The following is a 25938-nucleotide window of genomic DNA, read 5'->3' on the forward strand; positions in this document are numbered from 1 at the left end:
CGGATTGATAACAACAGTCACACCGAACTGACCGGTGATGAGCATGTCATTATCAACGGCTCACAAAAACACCAGACCAGCGGGGATGTCTCGCTGCATATCAAAGGGGAACAGCACATCCGTGCGGATAAAAATCTGGTGACTGAAAGCGGACAGCAGACACATCATCTCAGCGACGGAAAAATTATTATAGAAGCCGGAACAGAAATCACCCTCAAAGTCGGCGACAGTTTTATCCGCATCACGCCGGGGGCAATTTTCACTTCCGGTAATCTGAACGTCGGTGACAGCGCTCCCGGCAACGGTGTGCCGGTCAGACTGATGCCGCCGGACGGGGTTCCTCCGGCCCCGGAACCGTATCCGGTGAAAAAATACTGTGCGGCAGCCGCACAGCATTCCGGCAGCATGCTGATTAAGCCCGCGGAGGAAGAGTGATGGCGATGACCTGGCGCGAGTGGGTAACCCAGACAAGCGGAGGTACTGTCTGGTTTTTGTTGAATAAACTGGCTCAGCCGGACCCGGTTGCACAGTTTTATGCCGCTGACTGGGTTGAGGATGCGTATCCGCTCTATGCAGGAACACCATTATCTCATCTGAGAGAGCAGGGACCATGGTTAATAAAAGTGAAATGGCAGAATCTGGGTAGTCTGGCAAAAACGCTGGATACCGGCCCGTTCTCCGGACCGGGGTGGGGATGGGCATATCACAGCGCAGGAGCATACGACGATCAGATAATGCATTGGCAAAGACAGCATCTTGTGATATTTCAGGGAGAAGAGCGGATTTTCCGTTTATTCGATAACCGAATTGCAGGTGCATTAATACCGGCGTTCACATTTACTGATTGGTCATATTTACTGATGCCGGTGAGTGATTGCTTAATTCCATCTCTGGCTGAAAATAACTACGTATGTCGTCCTCCGGAAGCGGAGAAGAAGATTAATCTCTATCCCCATAAACTGGGAGAGCATCTTGCAGTCGCCTGGAAAAACTCTGTACAGTTTCGTGTAAATACGGTGGATAATTTTTATATTCAATTCTGGGAAACACATACAGATCTGGCTGTGACATTAGAAGACCCGGAAGGTAAGCTGGTCAGACTGATTAACCAATGTATGGATTATTATCAGGCTGACCTTGTTGATATCGAATATCTGACAAATGACCTGTTTATTCGTTACCTGAAACAGAATAACCTTATCGGAAACGGGCAGGATGCTGAATATGCAATATAATGATGGCTATTGCGCGGATTGTAACAAACATAAAGCATGGATTGAAATTGTCCTTGTCGATGAACTGAATCAGCCGGTTGCGGGAATGCCATATACATTAAAAATATATAATGGTGAAAAAAGAACCGGAATAACAGATGCTAACGGTTTTATCCGTGAGGAGAATCTGCCGCCGACAGGAGGTGGTTTTTCTGTAGATGCACAGTCTCTCGCTGATGAAATGGAGCAAAGACCGTTAAGGGTTAACCGTAGCAGGCGGGCATCAAAAGCAATGTATGATGCCGAAAAGCGGCATGATTTTTATCGTTATGTCACAATTGGCAGACTGTGTGATTCAATACCCAAAATTGAAAACTGGCAAGAGCCGGAACCACCGGCATATCATTTTCAATCTAAAAACCCCAAAGGAATTTTTGTTAATTTTGATAATCGCCGGTTAGTATTTGAAATCTGTCCTTTCAGAGCGTGGTCATTTCTTTTGCATCACCAGAAAGAGTATTCAATTGTTAATGCCTGTAATTTAAGTATTCTTTCTGTTCTGGCTTATGCCAGTCTGAAAGCGAATGATGCTGAAGACCCAAGTGAAAGCAACTATCGGGGATCGATAGAAGACGTATTTTTGAATCAGTTTTTTGATTTATCGAAGATACCAACTCAGTTTGAAAGCCGTAATTTTACGCCTGTCGTGTATGACGTACCGTTTAGTGATAGATATACAGAAATTGAATTTTTTGACTCAAAAAAAGACTTAGATACACAACTGTTTTTTATTGCCAATAAGAATGAAATGATTATTGCCTGGCGCGGGACAGCCGGAATAACGGATCTTAAAACTGACATGACGTTCAAACCCGTGCAATTAGACAGCAATATGGGTGTATCCGGATATGTTCACGCCGGTTTTTATCAGGCGTTTAAGGTAATAGATAAGAAATATAAACTCAGAAATGATGCTGAGGACACGGGAGTGAAAAACATATTAGACTACATGGTTTCACTAAGTAAAGACAGAAAACTGTTTATAGCAGGACATAGCCTTGGCGGGTGTCTGGCATTACTTACCGCTATCAAAATGAGAGAATATAATCCTGTACTGTATACCATAGGAATGCCAAGAATATTAACCCTATCTGTCGGAAAACAGTTGGATGATATCGTTCATCACCGCCATGTTAATCAGGATGATTTAGTACCCGGATTACCATTTGAACAAAATATGAATAACGATCTTTTTGTGAACGATCATGATTTTGCAGGGTATTCATATGAAGTAATGCTGGTATTAATGAATGTTAATCCACAAATGATTATTCCAAATAAATTAATACGTAGTTTAAAAAATAAAGATGATATCTATATTCATCACGGATGCCCTACGCATTTTTATGAAAAAACGGTTTCCAGCTATAAGTTTAACTTCTATGGGGATGGCATACCGATCAGTGTGAAAGAAAAACTCTATCTGGTATCCGAGTTATTACCTGATAATGCGTATAAATCAAAATACTTCGAACTTTACCGGATACCACGGAACTCAGCCACTAATCCATTTGGAACGGCTGACCATTCATCCGTAAAATATACTGATTTTATTATTAAGCGATTAGCCGCTTTGTTAAGCGACAATAAAATGAGTGATTCTGCTTACGAAATAAGATTAGAATTTGAACGTCAAAAGGCTAATTTTAGGAATACCTATTCTGAAAACCAATATTTATTTGATCTGGATTTAATGTTGTCTGATACATTATTGCCGACATTGTTAACTCCGGAGGGGATTACATCCTTAAAAAGGTATAAAGATGAAACGAAAAATAATTAAGAGAATAATTATCGCTATCCCCGTACTTCTTTTGATAAAGTGCAGTGGTGTCGTTGATGACATTCTAGGGAGTCAATTTCCGCTCAACATGCGTAATGACGGCAATAATATAAAAGTACATATAAATGATATAAAAGACTCGGTGGTGAGTGTTGAAGCAACATACCTGTCAAAAAAGTGCACTACCGCACATTTGAATGCAGCATATACAAAAATATCTTACTCCTCTGATGAAATAAGTGTTGATGTTAATAACATTGAAAATAATAATGGTATTACTACCTTTACTGTACCTATTAATGGGGGTGGTTGGTGTAACTGGCGCCTAACTAAAATGTATATAACGCCAACTCCACTTGAAAATATTGCTGACACATCAACATCAATCGTGATTAACGTTACAAAAACAGACGCTAACTCTATTTCATATGATGTATCACTAGCTCCGATTGTACAAAAAAGAAATAACGCAAGAGACGAATTTTATTATATATTATCAAATCGAGAGTTAAAGGAAATATCTAATCATAAAAATGGAAACATATATATATATGCTGAATTAAAAAAAGAATTATTAACTGAATCATTGATTGATGAAGGTTTTGTCATTTTCCCTAATGGTAAAAAAATAGATTACACTGGGAATAAAAGGTTATTTTTCCCTAAATTTGATACCATTTTAGAAAATAGCATCTTAAAAGATAATATTCTCGTTGATAAAAAAAATGAAACGAAAAGTGATTAAGATAGTGCTAATAGCGATTCCTATACTACTTTTAGTAAAGTGTAGTGGTGTGGTTGATGATATTCTGGGGGGACAATTTCCTCTTAATGTTAATAATGATGGTAATAGTATAAAAGTACATGTAAATGACATAAATAACATTGATGTAAAGGTTGAGGCAACATACATATCCAAAAAATGCACTACTGCACATCTAAATGCAGCATATACAAAAATATCTTACTCTTCTGATAAAGTTAGTGTGAGATTTGATAAGTTTGAAAGTAATAATGACATGGCTATTTTCATCTTACCTATTAATGGTGGTGGGTGGTGTAACTGGAGTTTGTCTAAAATACATATAGCACCAATACCAAAAAACATCTCATCAAATATAACTTCATTTCTTCTTGTTAATGTTTCCGATACGGATTCTGATCGTGTCTTCTATGGTGTTTTTCTTGCTCCTATTATCTTAAAGTACAATGATGGGAAAGTTAATAATTATTATTTGATTTCAAGTAATAATGAAAGTTACATTTCAAACCATAAAGATGGAAATGTTGAAATTAATTTCAAGTTAAAAAATGAGTTGTTAACACATTCTCTCGTTAATGAGGGGGTTGTTGTTTTTCCAAATGGTGTTAGGAAAAATTATAAAGGCTCTGGAAAGTTGACATCTCCGGAGTTCAATGAGATCTTGGAAAATAGTATTTTAAATGAAAATAAAAATAACTAAGCGGGTGCTTATAGCTATTAACTGCATGAATTTACAAACTAATTTACGTATTACTGCATTATTGCCTGCTGTGATCCTTACTGGTTGTTCTTACAGCACTACCTTATCGCCGCCCGCCGACAGCCGGAATATTCATTTTTCCGCCACCGTACCGGCTGATTTGGAGTCTCTGCCATTATCCGCGATGTACCGCTCAAAAAAGTGTACCCGAACCCGGATAAGCGGCAGCGGTAAATCGTATGAAGTCCCGGGGTTTAACAGTACCAAATACCCACTAACCATCACCGCAACTGGAGATGTTACCGCGGATATTCCGGTAAATGGCGGTGGATATTGTGACTGGCAGCTTAGTAATATTAAGTTTGAAGTTAAACTAAAAAATCCACAAATAATTGAATCTGGTATTACAGATAATTTCGGATTTGAAACAATATTTATTACCGATAATAATGCTCCCCAAACGTTTAACGGTGGATATATCCCTCACCAGGGTGATTTCAATAAATCGTTACTATTATTTCCTTTTATTAGTGAAAAATTTCTGGGCGGATATAAGAAAATATTTTGGTTAGTAGGTGAAAGTGACACTCTGACCTATCGTTTATCTGGTACAGATAATATTAATATTATGGTGAACTATGAAAAAAGCATGGTGAGCCGGTGGACAGGCGTCAAAGAAAAAAAAGAAGGAAACAGAACAGTCATTACTTATCCGAATGGTGAAGAAGAACGAAAATCAAAAAGCTACCCCGACTATAAAAAATTGCTGAAAATCTATGAAGAGCGTAAGAATCATGTTCAGCGCTAATCAGGTGTCAGCCGGAAATAAACTCACTGTGACGGTGTTATTGTTACCCGTAATACTTACCGGTTGCGCCTACAGTACGACCTTATCCCCACCCGCCGATAGCCGGAATATTCATTTTTCTGCAACGGTACCGGCTGATTTGGAGTCTCTGCCATTATCCGCGATGTACCGCTCAAAAAAGTGTACCCGAACCCGGACAAGCGGCAGTGGTAAATCGTATGACGTTCCGGGGTTTAACAGTGCCAAATACCCTCTGACCATCACAGCAAACGGAGATGTCACCGCAGATATTCCGGTCAGTGGTGGCGGATATTGTGACTGGCAGCTTAGTAATATTAAATTTAAAGTTCAGTTGAAAAATCCTCAGGCTATTGACCCTGAAATTATAGATAATTTTGGTTTTGAAACAGTATTCGTTGTCGATAATAATGCCCCGCAGGCGTTTAACGGTGGCTACATTTCACATCGGGGAGACTTCAGTGAATCCCTGCTGCTGTTTCCTCTAATTCGAGAAAGTTTTCTTGGAAAACATGAAAAAATATTCGCATTGGTGGGTAAAAATGACATGTTGACTTATCAGTTGTCTGGTACCGAAAATGTTCATTTTACCGTGAATTATGAAAAGGAGATGCTGAGCCATTGGACCGGAGTGAAAGAAAAAAAAGAGGGAAATAAAAGTGTAATTACTTACCCTAATGGTGAGAAAGAAAGTAAAGCTATGCGTTATCCGAATTATAAAAAATTACTAAAAATCCGCGAAGAGCGTAAGAATCATGTTCAGCGCTAATCAGGTGTCAGCCGGAAATAAACTCACTGTTACGGTGTTATTGTTACCCGTAATACTCACCGGTTGCACCTACAGTACGACCTTATCCCCACCCGCCGACAGCCGGAATATTCATTTTTCTGCAACGGTACCGGCTGATTTGGAGTCTCTGCCATTATCCGCGATGTACCGCTCAAAAAAGTGTACCCAAACCCGGACAAGCGGCAGCGGTAAATCCTATGACGTTCCGGGGTTTAATAGTACCAAATACCCGCTGTCCGTCACCGCGAGCGGTGATGTGACTGCGGATATTCCGGTAAATGGCGGCGGATATTGTGACTGGCAGCTTAGCAATATTAAGTTTGAAGTTAAACTAAAGAATCCGCAAAAAATTGATCCGGAAATTACAAAAAATTATGGTTTTGAAACGGTGTTTATTACCGATAATAATGCCCCACAGGTGTTTAACGGTGGATATAACTCTCGTAATGGTGATTTTAATGAATCGTTGCTGCTATTCCCTTTTATACGTGAGCGTGCTTTCGATAAACATGAAAAACTTTTCTTTATTATTGGTGAAAGTGACACATTGACATACCGATTATTTAATAACGGAAATATTCACCTTACTATAAAATACGAAAAAAATATGTTTAGTTATTGGAGTGACCTTGTTAAAGAAAAAATAGATAAGAAAACATATCTCAAATATCCTGATGGAGGCATTGAATATGATTCAGGGATTTTCCCCGACTATAAAAAATTACTAAAAATCCGCGAAGAGCGTAAGAATCATGTTCAGCGCTAGTCAGGTATCAGCCGGATATACACCGATGCATGGATTTTATGTTCCGGGTGTTGTTGGCGAAAATAGCGGATATATAAATTAATAACACTCATGTATTTTACAGAAAACAGGTTATAGGAAGCGATGAGAGGCAAAATAAAAAACCGGAAAATTATTCTGAAAAATGATACCACTAATACAAACGGAACCGTATTAACCGGCCGGTCTGTGGCAAAACAACAGAATGAAATTGCCTGCCGGGGTGATTCAGTTTATTGCCCTGCATGTGACTCCACCGGCGTTATTGCAGAAGGGGATGACATGATGAAAATAGAAGGTGTTCCTGTCGCGCTGGAAGGTCACCGGGTGGACTGCGGTTGCTCCGGCGGATGTGTGCTGGTTGCCGCAGAATAATAAATGCGGGTTTGTGTATTGATCTTTTCCCTTCTTTCAAACCGGGTGTAAACTGGCATAAAAGTACGGATTGCATGAGAGCTGGCCGCCAGCGGGCGTCCGGCATATTATTCCGGTTATGATAATATAAAAACAGGAGCCGCACGCGGGGTACAGACGAGTACTGCCGTGAAGTGGTCACAGGATATTATGGCTTTACGGGAAAAAGACAATGCCATCGCCATCACCGGCCTGGTCATTTTAACACTGATCTGGAGTTATAGCTGGATCGCGATGAAGCAGGTTACGCACTATATCGGTGCGTTTGACTTTACGGCGATGCGCTGTGTGTTCAGCGCCATTATGTTATTACTGGTGTTGTATATCCGGGCCCGTGCGACGGGGCGGAAAATCGGCTTAACCCCATTCCGTTATACACTGGGCATTGCCGTTCTCCAGACCTGCGGTATGGTCGGGCTGGCACAGTGGGCGCTGGTCAGCGGCGGTGCGGGAAAGGTGGCGATCCTCAGTTATACCATGCCGTTCTGGGTGGTGATTATGGCCGCCATGCTGCTGGGTGAACGGATGCGCCGCCTCCAGTATGCCGCTATTTCAGTTGCTGCCGCCGGGCTGCTGTGTGTGATCCAGCCGTGGACTCTCGATTTTGCCTCCATGAAAAGTGCTTTTCTGGCCGTGTCATCCGGGATCAGCTGGGGAGCCAGCGCGATTGTGGCGAAAAAGCTCTACAGCCGTTATCCGCAGGTGGATTTACTTTCTCTTACCACCTGGCAGATGGTGTATGCCGCGGTTATTATGACAGTCGTGGCATTGCTGGTGCCGCAGCGGGCAATTGACTGGCAGCCGTATGTTTTCTGGGCGCTGAGTTACAGTGCTATCCTGGCGACCGCCGTTGCCTGGAGTTTATGGCTGTTTGTGCTGAGAAAATTACCGGCGGGTATTGCCAGCCTGAGCACACTGGCGGTGCCGGTTTGTGGTGTGCTGTTCTCATGGTGGCTGCTGGGTGAGGAGCCGGGCAGCACAGAAACCGCAGGGATTGTGATGATTGTGCTGGCGCTGGCGGTGATAAGTATCAAACGGACGAAAAAAACTACCTGACATCTGTATCAGACTCTGCTAAAACAGTCTTACTGTAATGATGAATATTTCAAACAGGTAAACAGCATGAATCCATACAGTACATCCGGCATGATGATTATCTCCGCGCCATAGCGGGGGATGTGCTGTATTCAGAACCCGCCGCCTGAGCGGGTTTTTTATTGCTCTCTCAGCGGTATAACAGACAAAGGAGCAATTATGTCAGAAATACAATCCGGCACCGAACTCCATTTCCTCTGCGGCAAAATCGCCTCAGGAAAATCGACACTGGCGCAACAGTTAGTCCGCGAAACACAGGCAATCCTGTTGTCTGAGGATACCTGGCTGGCAACACTTTACCCGGGGGAAATTTTACAGCTGACGGATTACATTGAAAAAAGCCGTCTTCTGAAGTCCGCTCTGGAGCCGCATCTGGTGGCATTATTACAGAAAGGAATGACTCTGGTGCTGGATTTTCCGGCGAATACCCCCGTGCAGCGCCGGTGGCTGAAAGAGCTGGCAGAGCAGGCCGGGTGCCGCTATTGCTGTTATGTTCTGGATGTCAGTGATGAAGAGTGCAAACGGCGGCTGGCCGCACGGAATCTGAGCGGGGAAAACCCGTTTACCACCTCAGCGGAGCAGTTTGATCTGATTACAGCGCACTTCAGCTATCCGTCAGAAGAAGAGGGGTTAGTCATCAGCCGCCGCTGAATCTCTTAAGCTGATCGGCCAGCAGCGTTTTGACCAGCCAGATAGCTTCTTCGCTGATTTTTGTTTTTAATGCCGGGTCATTAAACATCATCAGACACAATGATTCGGTTGCGCCGAAAATCATTACCGATGTCCATTCCGGAATCCGGAAATTTTCCGGCAGCCAGCGCTGCAATGCGCGTTGCAGGATCTGACAGAAAAAGTCCTGCACTTCACGGCTGATCCCCGCATATTCCGGATACGCTTTCAGTGCCGCCACGGTGGCATTGAATGCTTCACCGTCCTCTGCCATCACATCAAAATAAGTTGTGATAAAAACGGAAATGGCCTGATCGAGATCCGCTATCGGCTGCTCCATTCCGGCATTCATCCGTTCAGCCAGCACATCATCACTGTATTTGAACAACGCATGCAGCAGGGACTTGCGGTTACCGAAATGTTTGTAGGTCACCGGCTTGGTTACACCTGCTTTTTCCGCAAGGGTAATCAGTGTCAGTGCATCGGTGCCTTCAGCCAGGATAATGGCATTGGCGACATTAAGCAGTTGTATCTGGCGCTCATCGCGCTGTAAACGTCCGGACAAATCTGCCTCCTCATTGATAATCATGTCGTTTTGCCTGCCGGAAAGTGTACCACAGAGTTCAGGGTTCCGGTGAGCGGACAAAAACGATCGAAAAAAGATCAGAAAAGTATTTACAAGTTACTAAAGGTAACATATAACTATACCAAAGGTAACTTATAACGGTTTCACCTGCAACTAAAAATCAGTGAGGATGTACCATGCCGTGGATTTTATTAATTACAGCCGGATTATTTGAAATTGTCTGGGCGTTTACCATGAAGCAATCAGAGGGCTTTACCAAATTAGGGCCGTCAGTAATCACCATTATTGCAATGCTGATAAGCTTCGGACTGCTGGCGATGGCCATGCGGGCACTGCCTCTGGGTACGGCTTACACCATCTGGACCGGGATCGGCGCAATCGGTGCGTTTATTGTCGGGATAGTGGTGCTGGGCGAACCGGCAAACCTGATGAGGATTGTGGCGGGGGTATTAATCATTTCCGGTCTGGTGATGATGAAATTAGCCAGCCCGGCATAACAATATTCAGTACTGTGTTGATTGCCGGCAGATATTGCCGGCTTTTTTATTACAGCAGGGGCAGTTCACGTGCCGGGATCACATCTTTCATGACCAGGGTGGATGTCAGGCGCTGCACGCCGGGCATCGCGGCCAGCCGGCTGTCATATAATTTCTGAAATGCATCGATATCTTTGACCACGACCGTCAGCATATAGTCCGGATCACCAAACAGCCGTTTGGCTTCAATAATTTGCGGGATATCCGCCACCGCTGTCTCAAATTTACTCATACTCTCCTGGTTGCCGTCTTTCATCGTGACAAACACCAGTGCGGAGAAATTCAGCCCCAGTACGCGCGGATCAAGCTGTGCCCGGTAATCGCAGATAGCGCCGGATTGTTCCAGCGCCTTCAGCCGCCGGTGGCAGGGGGACAAACTCAGACCCACGCGATCTGCCAGCTCAGTGACAGTTAATCGCCCGTCGAGTTGTAATTCAGAAAGAATCTTCCTGTCAAAGCTGTCCATTGGTAATTTTCTCCCTCAAATAAGGTAAATCAGGGTCTGATTAGCAAGCACATTCTACCCGAATACAGATATTCTTCCTATTAGTTTCCGGTACAGGACAGAGGTATACGGAGACTGGTTTCTGAAAAATGTCAGATATGCCGGCAACCGCCCCCGCCGGATCTGACGAAAACAAAAAGCCCCGTTTCATGGCTCTGAAACGGGGCTTTTCTTATGGCTGAACGGGGATCAGTTATTTTCTGATTCGATGCCGCGGCTGCGCAGGTATTCATCGTAACTGCCGGTAAAGTCGGTAACTTTTTCCGGTATGATTTCGATAATACGGGTCGCCAGCGAGCTGACAAACTCACGGTCATGGGAAACAAACACTAATGTACCCTGATATAACTCCAGAGCCATATTCAGGGATTCAATGGATTCCATGTCGAGGTGGTTAGTCGGTTCATCCATGATCAGGATATTGGGCTTGCTCATCATCAGCTTACCGAACAGCATCCGGCCTTTTTCACCACCGGATAAAACCTGTACCGATTTTTTGATGTCATCCTGGGAGAACAACAGGCGGCCCAGCACACTGCGGACAGACTGTTCATCATCACCCGGCTGCATCCACAGGCTCATCCAGTCAAAAACGGTCATATCGACTTCAAAATCTGTCGCGTGATCCTGCGCGTAATAACCGATGTTCGCGTTTTCAGACCACTTATAACGGCCGGTATCCGGGGTCAGTTCGCCGACCAGGGTTTTCAGGAAAGTGGATTTACCCACACCGTTCATACCCAGAACCGCAACTTTTTCACCCACTTCCATCATCATATTGATGTTTTTGAACAGCGGGGCGTTGCCGTCATAGCCTTTGGACAGGTTTTCCACTTCCAGCGCATTACGGAACAATTTTTTATCCTGCTCGAAACGGATAAACGGGTTCTGACGGCTGGAGGCTTTAATCTCGGTCAGCTGAATTTTTTCAATCTGTTTGGCGCGGGATGTTGCCTGACGGGACTTGGAGGCATTTGCACTGAACCGGCTGACAAATGACTGTAATTCATTAATCTGGGCTTTCTTCTTCGCGTTATCCGCTAACAGGCGCTCACGGGCCTGGGTGGCGGCAAACATATATTCATCATAGTTACCCGGATGCACATTCAGGCTGCCGTAATCCAGATCGGCCATGTGCGTGCACACCATATTCAGGAAGTGACGGTCATGGGAAATGATGATCATGGTGCTGTTACGCGCATTCAGTGTCTGTTCCAGCCAGCGGATGGTATCGATATCCAGGTTGTTCGTCGGTTCGTCGAGCAGCAGAATATCCGGGTCTGCAAACAGAGCCTGTGCCAGCAGCACACGCAGTTTCCAGCCGGGGGCCACTTCACTCATCGGGCCGTTATGCTGTTCCAGCGGGATACCCACACCCAGCAGTAATTCACCGGCACGGGATTCCACCGTGTAGCCGTCCATTTCAGCAAACTGCACTTCGAGATCCGCCACACGCATACCGTCTTCTTCGCTCATCTCAGGCAGGCTGTAGATGCGGTCACGTTCCTGTTTGACTTCCCACAGTTCAGTGTGACCCATAATAACCGTGTCGAGCACAGAAAACTCTTCATAGGCGAACTGATCCTGTTTCAGCTTACCCAGACGTTCGTTCGGGTCGAGAAACACGTTGCCGCTGCTCGGCGCGAGATCACCGCCGAGAATTTTCATAAAGGTGGATTTACCGCTGCCGTTTGCGCCGATCAGGCCATAGCGGTTACCGCCGCCGAATTTGACGGAGATATTTTCAAACAGTGGCTTGGCGCCGAACTGCATCGTAATATTGTTGCTGATTAACAAGACGAATACTCATAAGTTGAAAGAGAAAAATAAACGGCGGGCATTATGCCACAGATGGGCGGCGAGGCACAGATGTATAAAAAAAGGGCGGTGACACAGAATGCCACCGCAGCAGGTATTATTGTGAATTCGGGTCCATAGCATAGATTTCACCGGATTCATCTTCCGGCAGGCCGTAATTCAGGACATCATAGATACCCAAATCGGTTTTGCAGACCTTTTTATTGATGACTTTATCGCCTTTATAGACCGCCAGGCCGGTAAATTCCCAGCCGCGTCCCATACCGCTGTATACCACATAGTTAAACGGACCGTTTTCAAAGCGGATGTAGGCTGAGCCGCCGCCGATAAAGGCAGTTTGTCCGACATAAACGCCATTTTTCGCATTGCCTTTCACCGGCAACGTGATCTCCGGTTTTGCCAGAGTTCCGTAGCGGTATGCCGGTGTTTTTCCTTTCTCAACAACCACACTGACATATTTATTATTTTCCAGCTGGCAGGTAAACTCCTGAGCCAGCGCAGGGGCGGATAGCAACCCTGTTACAACCATCCCGGTAAGATATTTTTTCATTTTTCTGCCTTTACAGGTTATTGTCCGGAGTCCGGCGTATTATTCATTTTTCTGACGGCCTATTTATTAACATAAAAATAAATTAATTTCCGGTTTTCCGGAGCAGGATAAGTATATGCCATGGACTTTCTCACATCCGGCAGTCGTCTTTCCGCTGAAACAGTCCCGTTTCGGCCGGTGGCTGAATCTGCCCGCATTGATTACGGGCAGTGTATCACCGGATTTGCTGTATTCCGCCGGGATGTATCGTGCAGCGGATGAGGCTCATCATTTTGCCGGCTGGTTTTATACCGGGCTGCCGGTATGTCTGGCTGTTTTGCTGATTTTTCATTTGTTGTCCGCACCGCTGAAAATACTGTTACCGTTTCCGGTGACGGATCCGCTGACCCGTTCTCTGCGGGAAAATATGATTATCCTGCTGTCTTTATTTATTGGCGCTGCCACACACATTATCTGGGATGGCTTTACCCATGAAACCGGCACGATGGTGCGTGCGTTGTCTGTTTTGCAGGTGCCGCTGCTGCATGGTATGACAGACGGGCAGGAGATTGCGGTTTATAAAGTGTTGCAGCATCTGGGATCACTGATTGGTGCGGGTTATCTCTGCCTGAAATTCACTCAGTATCAGCGGGCACTGCCGGATACGGAGAAACGCGGAAACCTTATCAGGCTGATCCGTCTGATTGGCATCGCGGTTCTGGCGGCACTTTGTACGATACCTCTGGCGTACCATCTGGCACAGACAACCGCCGGTTTGCATATGAATCGTTTTGTGTTTTATGAATTATCACTTTCGGTATCGTTTTTTGCCGGTTTTGTTGTCCTGGCGGCACTTTTTTTGGTGATCAGAAAACGTTAATGCATGATGTCGTGTGTTATGATCGCGGATTACATTTTGTTGCAGTACTGAGGAAAATAAACCGTGGCGATTTGGGTGGATGCGGACGCCTGTCCGAAAGTTATCAAAGAGATCCTTTATCGGGCGGCGGATCGCGAAAAAACGGATGTGACCTTTGTGGCCAATCAGCGGCTGGTGGTTCCGCCGTCACCGTTTTTAAAGACATTGCAGGTCTCTGCCGGGTTTGATGTGGCCGATAATGAAATTGTCCGCCGTGTGCAGAAAGATGACCTTGTTGTCACCGCTGATATTCCGCTTGCGGCTGAAGTGCTGGAGAAGGGCGCGGTGGCTCTTAATCCGCGCGGTGAACGTTACTCCCCGGCGACTATCCGTGAACGTCTGACTATGCGCGATTTTATGGACACCATGCGGGCTTCCGGTATTCAGACCGGTGGTCCGGCAGCGCTGAATCAGCGGGATCGCCAGCTATTTGCTAATGAACTGGATAAGTGGTTTTTACAGCACAAAAAACGGGCACCCTCTGCCTGATTACCCTTTGATTATTAATATCGTTATAAAACGGCAGATGTCACAGTGACATCTGCCGTTTTATTTTTGTCCGCAATGTAACAACATCTTAAAAAAGCGTACTACTTAGCCTTATCCACCATAATAACAAGGGTTTATAATATTTACCGCTGATTTTATCTCAGAAGATCCGGCCTGAATCCTGTCTGTCACCTCGTAAAATCCGACACTTTATATCGTGTATTCCTGATAAAGCTTATCTTAAGTATCGTTATTATTAACATCACACTATATTCATTAACATTATAATGATAGTTGTTATAATTAGTGTGCTACTTAATTAAAAAAATGCCACACAAATATTACAGATAATGATGAGGCTTTAGATGAAAATCTCACGCAGAAAGTTAATTTTAGGGGTTGGTGCTGCCGGCGTTCTGGCAGGTGGTGCTTCAGTATTAGTTCCTATGGTTCGCCGTGACGGTAAATTTGTGGAATCGGCTTCACGCGCAAAACATGTCGACGGCACCGAAGGTGCATTACCGAAAGAGTCCGATGCCGTCATTATCGGCGGCGGCATGATGGGGATCATGACAGCGATTAACCTGGCGGAAAGAGGCATGAGCGTCACCGTCCTGGAAAAAGGTGAAATCGCCGGTGAGCAATCCGGACGTGCTTACAGTCAGCTCATCAGTTACAAAACATCCAAAGAAATTTTCCCGCTGCACCATTACGGCAAAATCTTATGGCGCGGTATGAACGAAAAAATCGGGGCGGATACCAGCTATCGTACCCAGGGCCGTGTTGAGGTGCCGTCAAGTGCGGAAGATCTCGAAAAATCACAGGCCTGGGTTGAGAACGCCAAAGAGTGGGCCGCTGATTTTGAAGCGCCGCTCAACACCCGCTTTATTCAGGGTGACGAGCTGAAAAAACGTCTGGTTGATGCCAAAACAGACTGGCCGGTTGCCGGTTTTGAAGAAGATTCAGGCAGCGTTGATCCGGAAACCGGTGTACCGGTTCTGGCACAGTATGCCAAATCCCTGGGTGTTAAAATCTACACTAACTGCGCGGTCCGTGGTATCGAAACTGCCGGTGGTAAAGTCTCTGATGTGGTTACAGAGAAGGGTGCAATCAAAACCTCTCATGTGGTGCTGACCGGCGGTATCTGGTCACGCCTGTTTATGGGTAATCTGGGAATTGATATCCCGACACTCAACGTTTATCTGTCACAACAGCGTGTTTCCGGCGTTCCGGGTGCACCACGCGGTAACGTGCATCTGCCGAGCGGCATTCACTTCCGCGAGCAGGCTGATGGTACTTATGCCGTGGCACCGCGTATTTTCACCAGTTCAGTGGTAAAAGACAGCTTCCTGCTGGGACCTAAGTTTATGCATCTGCTGGGCGGCGGTGAATTACCGCTGGAATTCTCTGTCGGTGAAGATCTGTTCAACTCCTTCAAAATGGCCACATCCTGGAATCTGGATGAAGCCACGCCGTTCGAGACTTACCGTATCGCGACAGCCACACAGAATACCGAACATCTGGATGCGGTATTTGCCCGCATGAAAGCGGAATTCCCTGTATTTGAACAATCGAAAGTCGTTGAACGCTGGGGCGCGGTCGTCGCACCAACCTACGATGAACTGCCGATTATTTCCGAAGTGAAAGAGTATCCGGGTCTGGTAATCAATACCGCGACCGTCTGGGGTATGACGGAAGGTCCTGCATCCGGTGAAATTACCGCGGACATCGTCACCGGTAAAAAACCGGTTATTGACCCGGCTCCGTTTAGTCTTTCACGTTTTAGTTAATTTTTTGATTACTTACGTTGATACTATTAAGAGGCTTAATATGCGTTATAAAAGTTTACTGTTAGCTCTTCCGCTGGTTTGGGGCGCGGCACACGCGTCAGAAGGTGTTGTTCATCATAAACTGAACGGTATGCCTATTTCTGAATCTGTGGAAATCAGCAGCAGCAAAGATATTATTTTCCTCAGCGGCAAAGTACCGACCAAAATTTCCAAAGACGCACCGGAAGGTGTTCTGGCGTCATACGGTAATACTGAAGCACAGACCATCAATATCATGGAACAGATTAAGGCTCACCTGGCTGAGTTAGGTCTGGAAATGAAAGACGTGGTGAAAATGCAGGTATTCCTGGTCGGCGGTGAAGAGACTAACGGTACTATGGATTTCGCGGGCTTTATGGCCGGTTATTCCAAATACTATAACGACAAAGATTCCGGTAATAAATTACCGGCACGTACCACTGTTCAGGTTTCTAAATTAGCAAACCCGGCATGGCGTGTTGAGATCGAAGTAACAGCTGTTCGTCCGTAATAGTATCAGCAGGTTAACAGCGGGTTTGCATCCGGAAGGGGCAAACCCGTTTTTTATTCACACCGTTTGATGCACCACGAAGTTACCCCCGGTAATTTCTGATGAACCTGTACTATCATAAATGTTATAACATATTGATTTAACGTTGTTATCCCGCTCTTTCTCCTTTGCGCATGAATTGTCTTTTTGAGACAACGAAACTCTGCCCCGGCTCCGCTTTTCACTATAAAATCGCACCAGGTGGTTTCACATGTCTGCGATTCGATATAAACCCACACCTATCATAGGGTCTTGATGTGAATCAATAAGGTCAGAGCATCCGCTTTTATGATGATCTGTAATTAAAGAGCGATGCGAGATCATTATGACAACTAAAACAACAGCGGGTGACTGCGGCGGGCTGCCTGTCAGCCGGCGCGGGTTTATGCAGGCGGGAGCGGCACTGGTTACTCTGCCGTTTATGACAGCGGGGGCCGGTGCAGCGGCGGATGACAGCCTGCCGCAGGTGTCATCAGGTGATACGGGGGCTGATGTTATCGCGACCTGCAGCACGTTTGACTGCGGCGGAAAATGCGATATCCGTGCCCATGTGAAAGAAGGGATCGTCACGCGGATCACCACACGGCCTGATACTGATTTGGATGAAGAGATGCCGGTGATGCGGGCGTGTGTCCGTGGCCGTGGTTACCGGAAATTTGTTTATCATGCCGATCGGCTGAAATACCCGATGAAGCGGGTCGGTAAGCGGGGTGAGGGAAAGTTTGAGCGGATCAGCTGGGATGAAGCCACCACTCTGATTGCGGACAATATCACCCGTCTGACACAAAAACACGGCGCAGCCAGCCGTTTTCTCACCGTCAACACTGCCGTTACCGGGGGAATTTTCTCCGGTGATACCATGCTGAAAAAACTGTTTAATCTGACCGGCGGTTATCTGCCGTACTATCATTCCGTCAGTCTCGGCAATACCGTTAAAGTCACCCCCTATACATACGGCGTTGCCAAAACCGGCAGTTCGATGGACACGCTGGCACATACGCCGCTGGTGATCCTGTGGGGACATAACCCGAATGAAACTATTTTCGGACACTCCAATCACTATTATCAGAAGATGAAACAGAACGGTACCAAATTTATTGTTGTCGACCCGCGCTATTCTGATACCGCGCAGTCACTGGCTGATCAGTGGATTCCGTTGTTACCGACTACCGATAACGCGCTGATGGATGCCATGATGTATGTGATTATCACGGAAAATCTTCAGGATCAGGCGTTTATCGATAAATATGTTATCGGTTTCGATGAACACCATATGCCGGAAGGTGTGCCGCCGGGGGAATCGCTGGTGTTCTATCTGACCGGCAGGAAAGACGGTATTGAGAAAACACCGGAATGGGCGGAAAAAATCACCCGTGTTCCGGCCAATACCATCCGTCAGCTGGCACGCGAATATGCCATGACCAAACCGGCGGCGCTGATCCAGGGCTGGGGACCGCAGCGTCATATCTGCGGCGAGCGCAGTGCGCGCGGCTCCACATTGCTGGCGGCAATCACCGGTAATGTCGGAAAAGAGGGCGCGTGGGCGGCGGGTTACGGTGGTATCGGTAACCGTGTTTCCATGCACGGGCCGGATACCGGGGAAAACCCGGTCAAAGCACAGATTTCCATTATGAACTGGATGCAGGCCGTTGAGGATGCAGGCAAAGTGCGGCCGGAAGACGGGCTTCTCGGTACGGATAAGCTCGATACCAACATCAAAATGATTTTCTCGCTGGCGGGTAACTATCTGGTAAACCAGAACCCGGATGTAAATGCAGCGGCAAAATTACTGGCCGATGAATCCAAAGCCGAATTTATTGTGGTCAGTGATTTGTATATGTCGCCGTCCGCGAAATATGCCGATTTACTGCTGCCGGAAACCAGCTTTATGGAGCGCTGGAATATCGGTGATACCTGGGGCACCGGCAGTTACTTTATTTTATCTGAAAAACTGATTGAACCAGCCTTTGAACGCCGTTCAGATTATGAATGGATCAGCGAAGTTGCTGAGAAAATGGGGGTTAAAGAGGCACTGACGGAAGGACGCAGCGAGAAAGAGTGGATTGCGTATCTGGTCGGAATGAACAAAGACCGTTTCCCTGAGCGGCCTGATTTCCCGGATTTTGAGGAATTACAGAAAACCCGGCGGTATCTGTTTAAAGATAAGCCGTTTATTGCCTTTGAGGAGAATATCCGCGATCCGGACAATAACCCGTTCCCGACCCCATCCGGTAAAATCGAAATTTTCTCCAAACGGTTGTATGACATGCAAAATCCGGATATTCCGGCGCTCTCGCATTGTGTCCCGGCGATTGAGGGGCCGCAGGATACACTAACGGAAAAATATCCGCTCCAGATGCTGACCTGGAAAGGGCGCAACCGCGCCAACTCTACCCAGTTTGCCAATCCGTGGTTACAGGAAGTGCAGGGACAGGCGCTGTGGATTAACCCGGTTGATGCGGAAAAACGCGGTATTAACGCGGGAGATATGGTCAGGATCTATAACGATCGCGGTATTTCTCAGATACCGGCACTGATCACTCAGCGGATTATTCCCGGCGTGGTTGGTATGCAGGCCGGAGCCTGGTGGGACCCGGATGAAAACGGTGTTGACCACGGCGGATGCCCGAATGTGCTGACATCCGCGCGGATGACACCACTGGCGCACGGGAACTCGCATCTGACTGTTCTGGTGGAGGTAAGCAAAGCATGAGTGATTTTAACGATTATCCGCCGGTCAGTGATGAGCAGCTCGGGTTTTTTATTGATTCTTCCCGCTGTTCCGGTTGTAAAGCCTGTCAGGTGGCGTGTAAAGATAAAAATAATCTGGAAGCCGGCCGTAAATTCCGCCGGGTGTATGAAATTCAGGGCGGCGGATTTGCGCCGAATGGTCAGGGCGGCTATGAAAACAATGTGTTTTCTTACACGCTGACTATTTCCTGTAACCACTGTACGGACCCGGTTTGTGTGAAAAACTGCCCGACCACCGCCATGCATAAGCGTCCCGGAGACGGCATTGTACGGGTCGATACCGGTAAGTGTGTCGGCTGCGGCTATTGTGCCTGGTCCTGTCCTTACGGCGCACCACAGATGAATAAAGAGGCGGGTCGGATATCAAAATGTGATTTTTGCGTCGATCTGCTGGCAGAAGGAAAAAATCCGATCTGTGTCGATACCTGTCCGCTGAATGCCATAAAATTCGGTAAAATCCGCGAACTCCGCGAAAAATACGGTCATCTCAGTCAGGTTCAGGGACTACCGGATTTCACTGTCACCAACCCGAATCTGGTTATCAGGCCACATAAAGGCGCGCAGAACAAAGGGGAGGCAACATCATGAGTGAATGGCCGTTAGTGGCGTTTACCCTGCTGGTACAAAGCTCTGCGGGGATGATGATTTTTATTGCTGTATTTTTCTGTTACCTCGAAAAAGCACTTGGTAATCCGCGTGCCGTCCGGGCAATGAAGCCGGTTCTGCTGATCGCAGCCATTCTCGGATGTCTGGGGTTACTGGCATCAACGCTGCATATGGGGTATCCGTGGAATGCGTTTCACGCACTGCGTCATATCAGCACCTCGTGGCTGAGCCGTGAAGTGGTGTTTGCCGCGCTCTATCTGGGCGCACTGTGCCTGTACACGTTATATGTGCTGCTCACCGGGCGGATGAACAGAACAATCACGGCGCTGATTGGTTTACTTGGATTAATTGATATTTACTGTATGGCATCGCTGTATTACAACACCGCGATGATGACATGGATGCATATCAATACTTATATCCTGTTTTTCTGTTCTGTTTTTGCTGCCGGCGGGTCACTGGCGCTGGGGATGACGGCTGTACGGGTAAAATCCCTGATTGACGGAACAACCGCGGTCAGGATCACCGGTACGGCACTGGCGCTGATTTTTATTGCGGTGGCGGTAAAAATGGCGGCACAGCCATTCTTTACAGAATGGTTATTCGCAGCGGCACAAAACAGTGACAGCGTCACTTTTCCTCACTCACCGCTGGTGGCATACAGCAGTACATACAGCCTGCGGATTATCGCCGGTGCACTGTCTGTCAGCGGTATTTTATTCACCGGACTGAGCCTGCTGCGGATGCGCAGTGCCGTTCTGAGTAATGGCATGCCGCTGATCCTGCTGGGTTCATTACTGGTTTTCAGCGGTGAAGTTCTCAGCCGGTTTGCGTTTTTTATTGTCGGATAAGTGATACAGAAAAGGCCTTCGGATGAAGGCCTTAGTCAGTCGTGTTATCCGCTCACGGCTTTCCGGTGGTTGAGCGGCTATCACTTCCTGTAATGTTTTCATTATATGATTCAATATTCCGGTGTATTTAACTGACAGCCCGTAATTTACGACACACCGGACAAGAAAAAAAGACCGGAACAGGTAACTGTGTCAATACCCCGTCTCCGCCTCAATATCCAGCACCGTATCGTCTGGTTTTTCGATAAAAAGATACCGGTACTCTTCAATGGCCACACGGTGAGTAACCGTGATTTCCAGTTTACCCGGTGACAACCAGTGATAGCGGATCTCTGCATCCGCCGTCTGATAGGTCATGTCTTTTGCAGGCAGAGATTTTTTCAGATCATCCGGCTGATAAAAATCGTTCCGGTAACGGGAATAGACTCCGCGGATATTTTGTTTAATAAAGAAACAGCGGTATGTGTTCAGTCCGTCATAGACTTCGCCTTCATTAAGCTGGCGGCATGACGCATACAGATTATCTTGTGTCTTCTCCGCATAACCGGCGAAGGCGGGCAACAATAAAAACAGTGCAAAAACAGAGAACAGCCGGTGTTTTATCATGATATTTCTCTCCCTGAATAACCGGCTGATCGTAACACAGCTTTACCACTCCTTCACATCCCGGTCGGCTTTGGTGACTGAGGTCAGTGTTGCCAGGCGTGGTAATAATGCTTTTTTCAGATCATCGATAAAGGTATAAATCACCGGCACAAACAGCAGGCTGAGAATGGTGGAGCTTATCAGCCCGCCGATAACGGCAATTGCCATCGGTGCGCGGAACCCGGCATCGGCACCGGAGGTCAGCACCAGCGGGATCATACCGGCTATCATGGCCAGAGTGGTCATAATAATCGGACGGACGCGCTCACGTCCCGCGTCTTTTATTGCCTGTTCACGGCTGAGCCCGGCACGCTCTTTTTCCAGAATAAACTCCACCAGCAGAATGGAGTTTTTGGTCACAATCCCCATCAGCATCAGAATGCCGATAATGACCGGCAGATCGATCATTGCACCATACAGCACAAGGGCGATGATCGCACCGCCGGCAGAAAACGGCAGGGCCGCAAGGATGGTGACCGGCTGGAGAAAATCTTTAAACAGAACAATCAGAATCGCCAGTACCAGCAGAACACTGAACAGCATGGTGGTACTGAAACGCATGAACATATCATTCATATATTCCATATCACCATATTCTAATTGTGACACTGTCACTGGCAGGTTCTGATATTCCGGCAGAGCCATTACAGCATCCAGTGCTTCACCCAATGATAAGCCGGTCAGATTAGCCTCAACCGACATTTTCCGGGCCCGGTTTATCCGGTCGATTTGTGCAGGGCCATCACTGAAATCAATGGTTGCCACAGACTTCAGCGGCACATTTCCCTGAGCCGTACTTCTGACCGGTAAATCATTCAGTACACGGACATCATTACGCTGGTATTCCGGTAAAACCACCTGCAACGCGAGTTGTCTGTCCGGAAGATTGAATTTCGCACTGCGGGAACCTGATTCCCCCATTGTGGCTATCCGCAGCGTATCGGCGATTTCACTGACACTCACCCCGGTTCGCCCCGGGCCGTCAGGCCGAGGAGTGACAATCAGCTCTTTGCGCAGCAAGGGTTTTATCACCTGCACATTACTGAACCCGGGCAGGCGGGCAATACCGTTACGCAGCTGCTGCATGGTACTCTCCAGCGCTGCCGGATCGGTGCCGGTAAAGACCAGCGAAAACTCTTTACCGCCGTTACTGTTACTGAAGTTATAGCGGGCATCCGGCATTTCACGGAACAACGGGGCAATTACACGCTCAAATTCTTTCTGTGACAGCTCACGATCACCGGGATCAACCAGTGTCAGAATAATTTCGCCCTTATGTTGTGCGATACCGTCCGCATCGTCCGCCACACCGGCAATGGTGTAGACAGATTTGATCTCCGGCCGGTCTTTCAGGGAGGTGGTCAGTGCCTGCAGGCGTTGCTGTGTCTGTTCAGCCGGTGTGCCGGGCGGTAATTCCACCTCAATCTGTGTCACACTGATATCGCCCTCCGGCATAAAACCGACAGGCAGCAAGGTGACGGATACCACTGAGCCTGTCAGGAAGATGACTGCCAGTGCCAGCGCGGTTTTCCGGTGTTTCAGGGTCGCTGATAATAATCCGGTGTATTTTTCTATCCAGTGGGGCACGACCGGCTCTGCATGTGACTTTTTGGCCGGCAGCAGGACATATGCGGCCATCAGCGGGGTGATAAGACGAGCTACCAGCAGAGAAGACAGTACCGCCGCAGACACAGTCACGCCGAACGGTACAAAATATTTACCGACAAACCCGCCGATAAAACTGACCGGCAGGAAAACGGCCACAATGGTCAGCGTAATCGCAACAATCGCGAAGCCGATAGCATCTGATGCTTTAAGCGCCGCAAGATACGGGCGTTCGCCGCGCTCGATGTATTTCTGGATATTTTCGATTTCCACAATCGCATCATCCACCAGAATGCCGATTACCAGTGTCAGTGCAAGCAGGGTGATGCTGTTGAGGCTGTAATCAAACAATGCCAGCACAAAAAATGCCGGTAATATGGATAACGGCAGCGCGACAGCCGCAACCAGTGTTGCCCGCCAGCTTTTCAGGAAGAAAAAGACAATCACGATGGTCAGGAACGCGCCCTCCAGCAACGTCTTAATCGTCAGCTGATAACTGGTTTCGGTATAGGTCACGGTGGATGAGATCAGTTCAATGGTCAGTTCAGGATGTTTTGCGGCGATCTCCGTCAGAGCCGCATCCACCTGTTCCGCAACGGCAACATCACTGGCACCTTTGGCCCGGAATACAGCAAATCCGGCCACATCCCGGCCATTAAGCTGCGAAATGCTGCGGGTGGTTTTTTGTCCGTTATAAATCTCTGCAATATCACCCAGCTTTATCCATTGTTCATTATCTGCAGGTAACTGAATGTTTTTAATATCATCAACAGATGCTTTTTCACCCAGAACGCGGATGGTATGGGCAAGAGCGTTGTATTGTGATGAGCCGCCGGCCGCGTTCTGATGCACACCGCGCAGCCATTCATTCACGGTGGTCACTGACAGATTCAGGGCAGAGAGTTTGTCTGCATCCGGTTCGATGCGGATCACCCGGTCCGCGCCGCCCTGGCGGCTGACTTTCTGAACCCCGGGTAACATAATCAGCTGTTTACTGATGGTGTCATCAATAAACCAGGAGAGATCCGCCGCCGGAACGGTATCGGATGACACGGCATAACGCAGTATGGCTCCGCCCTCGACATCTATCCGGTTAATCAGCGGTTCATCAATACTTTGCGGTAATTCTCCGCGGATTTGCGAGATCTGCTCACGGACATCATTGGTGGCAATATACGGATCAACATCCAGATTAAATTCCACCGTGGTGGATGAAATTCCCTCAGTCACGGAAGAAGAAATATGACGGATACCGGGTATCCCGGAAACGGCCCGTTCGACCTGTTTGGTCACGGCATTTTCCAGTTCAGATGGTGAAGATCCATCCTGAGTGACTGTCACTGTCACAACCGGGAAGTTAATCACCGGATTGGCTGTTACCGGCAACTGTGCAAAGGAAAACAGCCCGGCCACGGTCAGTGCCAGAAAAATAACAATAACCGGGATCGGGCGGGTGATTGCCCAAGAGGAGAGTTGTAATTTCATTTTGCAGCCTTCACCGGTGTAACGGTATCATTATCTGTCAGAAATGCCTGAGCATTAACCACCACATCCGCATCCGGCGGAAGCGGGCTGAGAATAGCAATCTGTCCGTTATTAATGGCGCCGGTCTGCACCGGCAGCTGCATCACTTTATTTTTTTTCACGATAAACACCGAGCGCTCACCGGTTGTGCCGGTGCGCACCGCACTGTAAGGAAGACTTTGGTATTCACGGGATGCGGCGGTGTATGTCAGCACACCGGTTTGTCCCTGACGCAGAGCAGTGAGTGATTCACCGTCCGCAACCGTAACGCGCACACGGCCGGATTGTGTTAATGAGGAAAGTACCGGTGAAATAAACCGGACAGTGCCGCTCAGTTGCCGGTTATTCGCCGTTTTCAGTGTGACAGGTACAGTTTCCTGCATTTGCGTCAGTTCATCTGCACCTGCCGTGGCTTCAAATTCTATTTCTCCGTTTTCGATCATCTTAAACAGCAGGCTGTTATCAGACAGCATGCCCTGTACGGCATGGCGTTCACTGATGATACCGGCCGCCGGCGCATAGATTTTTGATTTATCTTCCTGACTTTTTTCCCGTGCCAGTTGCGCCTGCAACTGACGCAGCTCAGCCTGTCCGGCATCAATCTGTGCCCGCAGTGCTTTGGTATCTGATTTGGCTTTCTCAAATTCGCTGGCAGAAATCACACCACTGTGTGCCAGTTTGGTCATCCGGCTCAGATCGCGCTGAGATTGCTCCGCCAGCACGCTTTGCTGCCGGATGTAAGCTGCTGCTTTTTCTGTTTCCGCCTGTAGCTGGCGGACAGATGCACTTTGTAATGGTGATTCCAGCGTTGCCAGCAGTTGATTTTTCTCCACCCGCTGGCCTTCCTCCGCAAATACAGCCGTCACCGCCTGTTGTTGCAGCGGTGAGCCGATGGCGATTTCATTTTTAGCCACAAACCGCCCCGGCAGTGTGATCACCGGAGCAGAGCGTATCAGCTGCGGATGAGTCACACTGATCCGTATTTCATCAGCCCGGCAGGCAAGCGATACAGAAGAGAGCAAGAGTGTGGTGACTATCAGAATACAGTTTTTCATCGTGGTACAATTTCCGTCCCGGAGAGTTGCCCGATAAAATAAACTAAATAGTCTAACTTTCCT

General features: G+C 47.4%; 25 protein-coding genes and 1 pseudogene. 19 read left to right on the forward strand and 7 right to left on the reverse strand.

The features are described from left to right. The 11 genes and pseudogenes from R5268_RS04290 to R5268_RS04340 all read left to right on the forward strand — a co-directional run. A pseudogene (locus tag R5268_RS04290) lies at nucleotides 1-435 on the forward strand (type VI secretion system tip protein VgrG); the annotation flags it as partial. Beyond that, nucleotides 435-1235 (forward strand): DUF4123 domain-containing protein, encoded by an 801-nt coding sequence (locus R5268_RS04295; RefSeq protein WP_317418786.1) that lies wholly within the window; start codon nucleotides 435-437, stop codon nucleotides 1233-1235. The pseudogene R5268_RS04290 and the gene R5268_RS04295, both read left to right, overlap by 1 nt. Next, nucleotides 1225-3057, forward strand: coding sequence for a lipase family protein (locus R5268_RS04300; RefSeq protein WP_317418787.1), 1833 nt, complete (start codon nucleotides 1225-1227; stop codon nucleotides 3055-3057). The genes R5268_RS04295 and R5268_RS04300 overlap by 11 nt, the downstream gene beginning before the upstream one ends. After that, entirely contained in the window at nucleotides 3038-3802 is a 765-nt protein-coding gene (locus R5268_RS04305; protein ID WP_317418789.1) for a hypothetical protein, read from the forward strand. The genes R5268_RS04300 and R5268_RS04305 overlap by 20 nt, the downstream gene beginning before the upstream one ends. Before the next feature lie 49 nt (nucleotides 3803-3851). Then, nucleotides 3852-4520, forward strand: coding sequence for a hypothetical protein (locus R5268_RS04310; RefSeq protein ID WP_317418790.1), 669 nt, complete (start codon nucleotides 3852-3854; stop codon nucleotides 4518-4520). Next, on the forward strand, nucleotides 4501-5328 hold the full coding sequence (locus tag R5268_RS04315) for a hypothetical protein (RefSeq protein ID WP_317418791.1): 828 nt from the start codon (nucleotides 4501-4503) through the stop codon (nucleotides 5326-5328). The genes R5268_RS04310 and R5268_RS04315 overlap by 20 nt, the downstream gene beginning before the upstream one ends. Further along, nucleotides 5315-6115 (forward strand): hypothetical protein, encoded by an 801-nt coding sequence (locus R5268_RS04320; RefSeq protein ID WP_317418792.1) that lies wholly within the window; start codon nucleotides 5315-5317, stop codon nucleotides 6113-6115. Before R5268_RS04315 ends, R5268_RS04320 begins: the two co-directional genes overlap by 14 nt. After that, complete coding sequence (locus tag R5268_RS04325; protein WP_317418793.1) at nucleotides 6102-6902, forward strand: hypothetical protein; 801 nt, start codon at nucleotides 6102-6104, stop codon at nucleotides 6900-6902. Before R5268_RS04320 ends, R5268_RS04325 begins: the two co-directional genes overlap by 14 nt. 123 nt (nucleotides 6903-7025) lie before the next feature. Continuing rightward, the gene (locus tag R5268_RS04330) at nucleotides 7026-7295 is read left to right on the forward strand and encodes a PAAR domain-containing protein (protein WP_218454041.1); all 270 of its coding nucleotides are present in this window, start codon (nucleotides 7026-7028) and stop codon (nucleotides 7293-7295) included. 189 nt (nucleotides 7296-7484) lie between these two features. Beyond that, complete coding sequence (locus R5268_RS04335; protein ID WP_317418794.1) at nucleotides 7485-8390, forward strand: DMT family transporter; 906 nt, start codon at nucleotides 7485-7487, stop codon at nucleotides 8388-8390. A gap of 198 nt (nucleotides 8391-8588) precedes the next feature. After that, nucleotides 8589-9080, forward strand: a complete 492-nt coding sequence (locus tag R5268_RS04340) for an ATP-binding protein (RefSeq protein WP_317418795.1) — start codon at nucleotides 8589-8591, stop codon at nucleotides 9078-9080. On the opposite strand, the gene R5268_RS04345 is transcribed toward R5268_RS04340, so the two are convergent. Further along, nucleotides 9067-9687, reverse strand: a complete 621-nt coding sequence (locus R5268_RS04345; protein ID WP_317418796.1) for a TetR/AcrR family transcriptional regulator — start codon at nucleotides 9685-9687, stop codon at nucleotides 9067-9069. The two genes, R5268_RS04340 and R5268_RS04345, sit on opposite strands and share 14 nt — an antisense overlap. A 173-nt stretch (nucleotides 9688-9860) precedes the next feature. Between R5268_RS04345 and sugE the strand changes: the two genes are divergently transcribed. Continuing rightward, entirely contained in the window at nucleotides 9861-10181 is a 321-nt protein-coding gene (sugE, locus tag R5268_RS04350) for a quaternary ammonium compound efflux SMR transporter SugE (RefSeq protein ID WP_107679160.1), read from the forward strand. 49 nt (nucleotides 10182-10230) lie between these two features. On the opposite strand, the gene R5268_RS04355 is transcribed toward sugE, so the two are convergent. From R5268_RS04355 to R5268_RS04365, 3 genes are all read right to left on the reverse strand, one after another. Further along, on the reverse strand, nucleotides 10231-10686 hold the full coding sequence (locus tag R5268_RS04355; protein ID WP_004237600.1) for an Lrp/AsnC family transcriptional regulator: 456 nt from the start codon (nucleotides 10684-10686) through the stop codon (nucleotides 10231-10233). A 228-nt stretch (nucleotides 10687-10914) separates the two neighbouring features. Continuing rightward, the gene (locus tag R5268_RS04360; protein WP_317418797.1) at nucleotides 10915-12522 is read right to left on the reverse strand and encodes an ABC-F family ATPase; all 1608 of its coding nucleotides are present in this window, start codon (nucleotides 12520-12522) and stop codon (nucleotides 10915-10917) included. 118 nt (nucleotides 12523-12640) lie between these two features. Then, nucleotides 12641-13093: a hypothetical protein gene (locus R5268_RS04365; RefSeq protein WP_046892095.1), complete on the reverse strand. Its 453-nt coding sequence runs from the start codon at nucleotides 13091-13093 to the stop codon at nucleotides 12641-12643. A gap of 115 nt (nucleotides 13094-13208) precedes the next feature. On the opposite strand from R5268_RS04365, the gene R5268_RS04370 reads away from it, so the two are divergent. The 7 genes from R5268_RS04370 to R5268_RS04400 all read left to right on the forward strand — a co-directional run bounded on the left by R5268_RS04370 (nucleotide 13209) and on the right by R5268_RS04400 (nucleotide 21046). Continuing rightward, nucleotides 13209-13952 (forward strand): DUF4184 family protein, encoded by a 744-nt coding sequence (locus R5268_RS04370; RefSeq protein ID WP_317418798.1) that lies wholly within the window; start codon nucleotides 13209-13211, stop codon nucleotides 13950-13952. Nucleotides 13953-14015: 63 nt separating this feature from the next. Then, nucleotides 14016-14480, forward strand: a complete 465-nt coding sequence (locus R5268_RS04375; RefSeq protein ID WP_317418799.1) for a YaiI/YqxD family protein — start codon at nucleotides 14016-14018, stop codon at nucleotides 14478-14480. 365 nt (nucleotides 14481-14845) lie between these two features. After that, nucleotides 14846-16270, forward strand: coding sequence for an FAD-binding oxidoreductase (locus tag R5268_RS04380; protein WP_317418801.1), 1425 nt, complete (start codon nucleotides 14846-14848; stop codon nucleotides 16268-16270). A 40-nt stretch (nucleotides 16271-16310) separates the two neighbouring features. Further along, nucleotides 16311-16799: a RidA family protein gene (locus R5268_RS04385; protein WP_046892099.1), complete on the forward strand. Its 489-nt coding sequence runs from the start codon at nucleotides 16311-16313 to the stop codon at nucleotides 16797-16799. 364 nt (nucleotides 16800-17163) lie between these two features. Next, nucleotides 17164-19551 (forward strand): DMSO/selenate family reductase complex A subunit, encoded by a 2388-nt coding sequence (locus R5268_RS04390; RefSeq protein ID WP_317418802.1) that lies wholly within the window; start codon nucleotides 17164-17166, stop codon nucleotides 19549-19551. Continuing rightward, entirely contained in the window at nucleotides 19548-20177 is a 630-nt protein-coding gene (locus tag R5268_RS04395; protein ID WP_317418803.1) for a DMSO/selenate family reductase complex B subunit, read from the forward strand. The genes R5268_RS04390 and R5268_RS04395 overlap by 4 nt, the downstream gene beginning before the upstream one ends. Then, nucleotides 20174-21046 (forward strand): dimethyl sulfoxide reductase anchor subunit family protein, encoded by an 873-nt coding sequence (locus R5268_RS04400; protein ID WP_317418804.1) that lies wholly within the window; start codon nucleotides 20174-20176, stop codon nucleotides 21044-21046. The genes R5268_RS04395 and R5268_RS04400 overlap by 4 nt, the downstream gene beginning before the upstream one ends. 192 nt (nucleotides 21047-21238) lie before the next feature. Here R5268_RS04400 and R5268_RS04405 read toward each other — a convergent pair whose 3' ends face one another. Genes R5268_RS04405 through R5268_RS04415 form a run of 3 tightly spaced genes read right to left on the reverse strand, consistent with a single transcriptional unit; the run spans nucleotide 21239 to nucleotide 25875 of the window. Next, nucleotides 21239-21652 carry a hypothetical protein gene (locus R5268_RS04405; protein ID WP_317418805.1) on the reverse strand — a complete coding sequence of 138 codons (414 nt, stop codon included), beginning with the start codon at nucleotides 21650-21652 and terminating at the stop codon, nucleotides 21239-21241. 42 nt (nucleotides 21653-21694) lie between these two features. Continuing rightward, nucleotides 21695-24781, reverse strand: a complete 3087-nt coding sequence (locus R5268_RS04410; RefSeq protein ID WP_317418806.1) for an efflux RND transporter permease subunit — start codon at nucleotides 24779-24781, stop codon at nucleotides 21695-21697. Beyond that, nucleotides 24778-25875, reverse strand: a complete 1098-nt coding sequence (locus R5268_RS04415) for an efflux RND transporter periplasmic adaptor subunit (RefSeq protein WP_317418807.1) — start codon at nucleotides 25873-25875, stop codon at nucleotides 24778-24780. The genes R5268_RS04410 and R5268_RS04415 overlap by 4 nt, the downstream gene beginning before the upstream one ends. Nucleotides 25876-25938 lie beyond the last annotated feature (63 nt).

The sequence above is a fragment of the Morganella sp. BCCO 40_0007 genome (genome assembly GCF_032989665.1).
Classification (GTDB): domain Bacteria; phylum Pseudomonadota; class Gammaproteobacteria; order Enterobacterales; family Enterobacteriaceae; genus Morganella; species Morganella sibonii.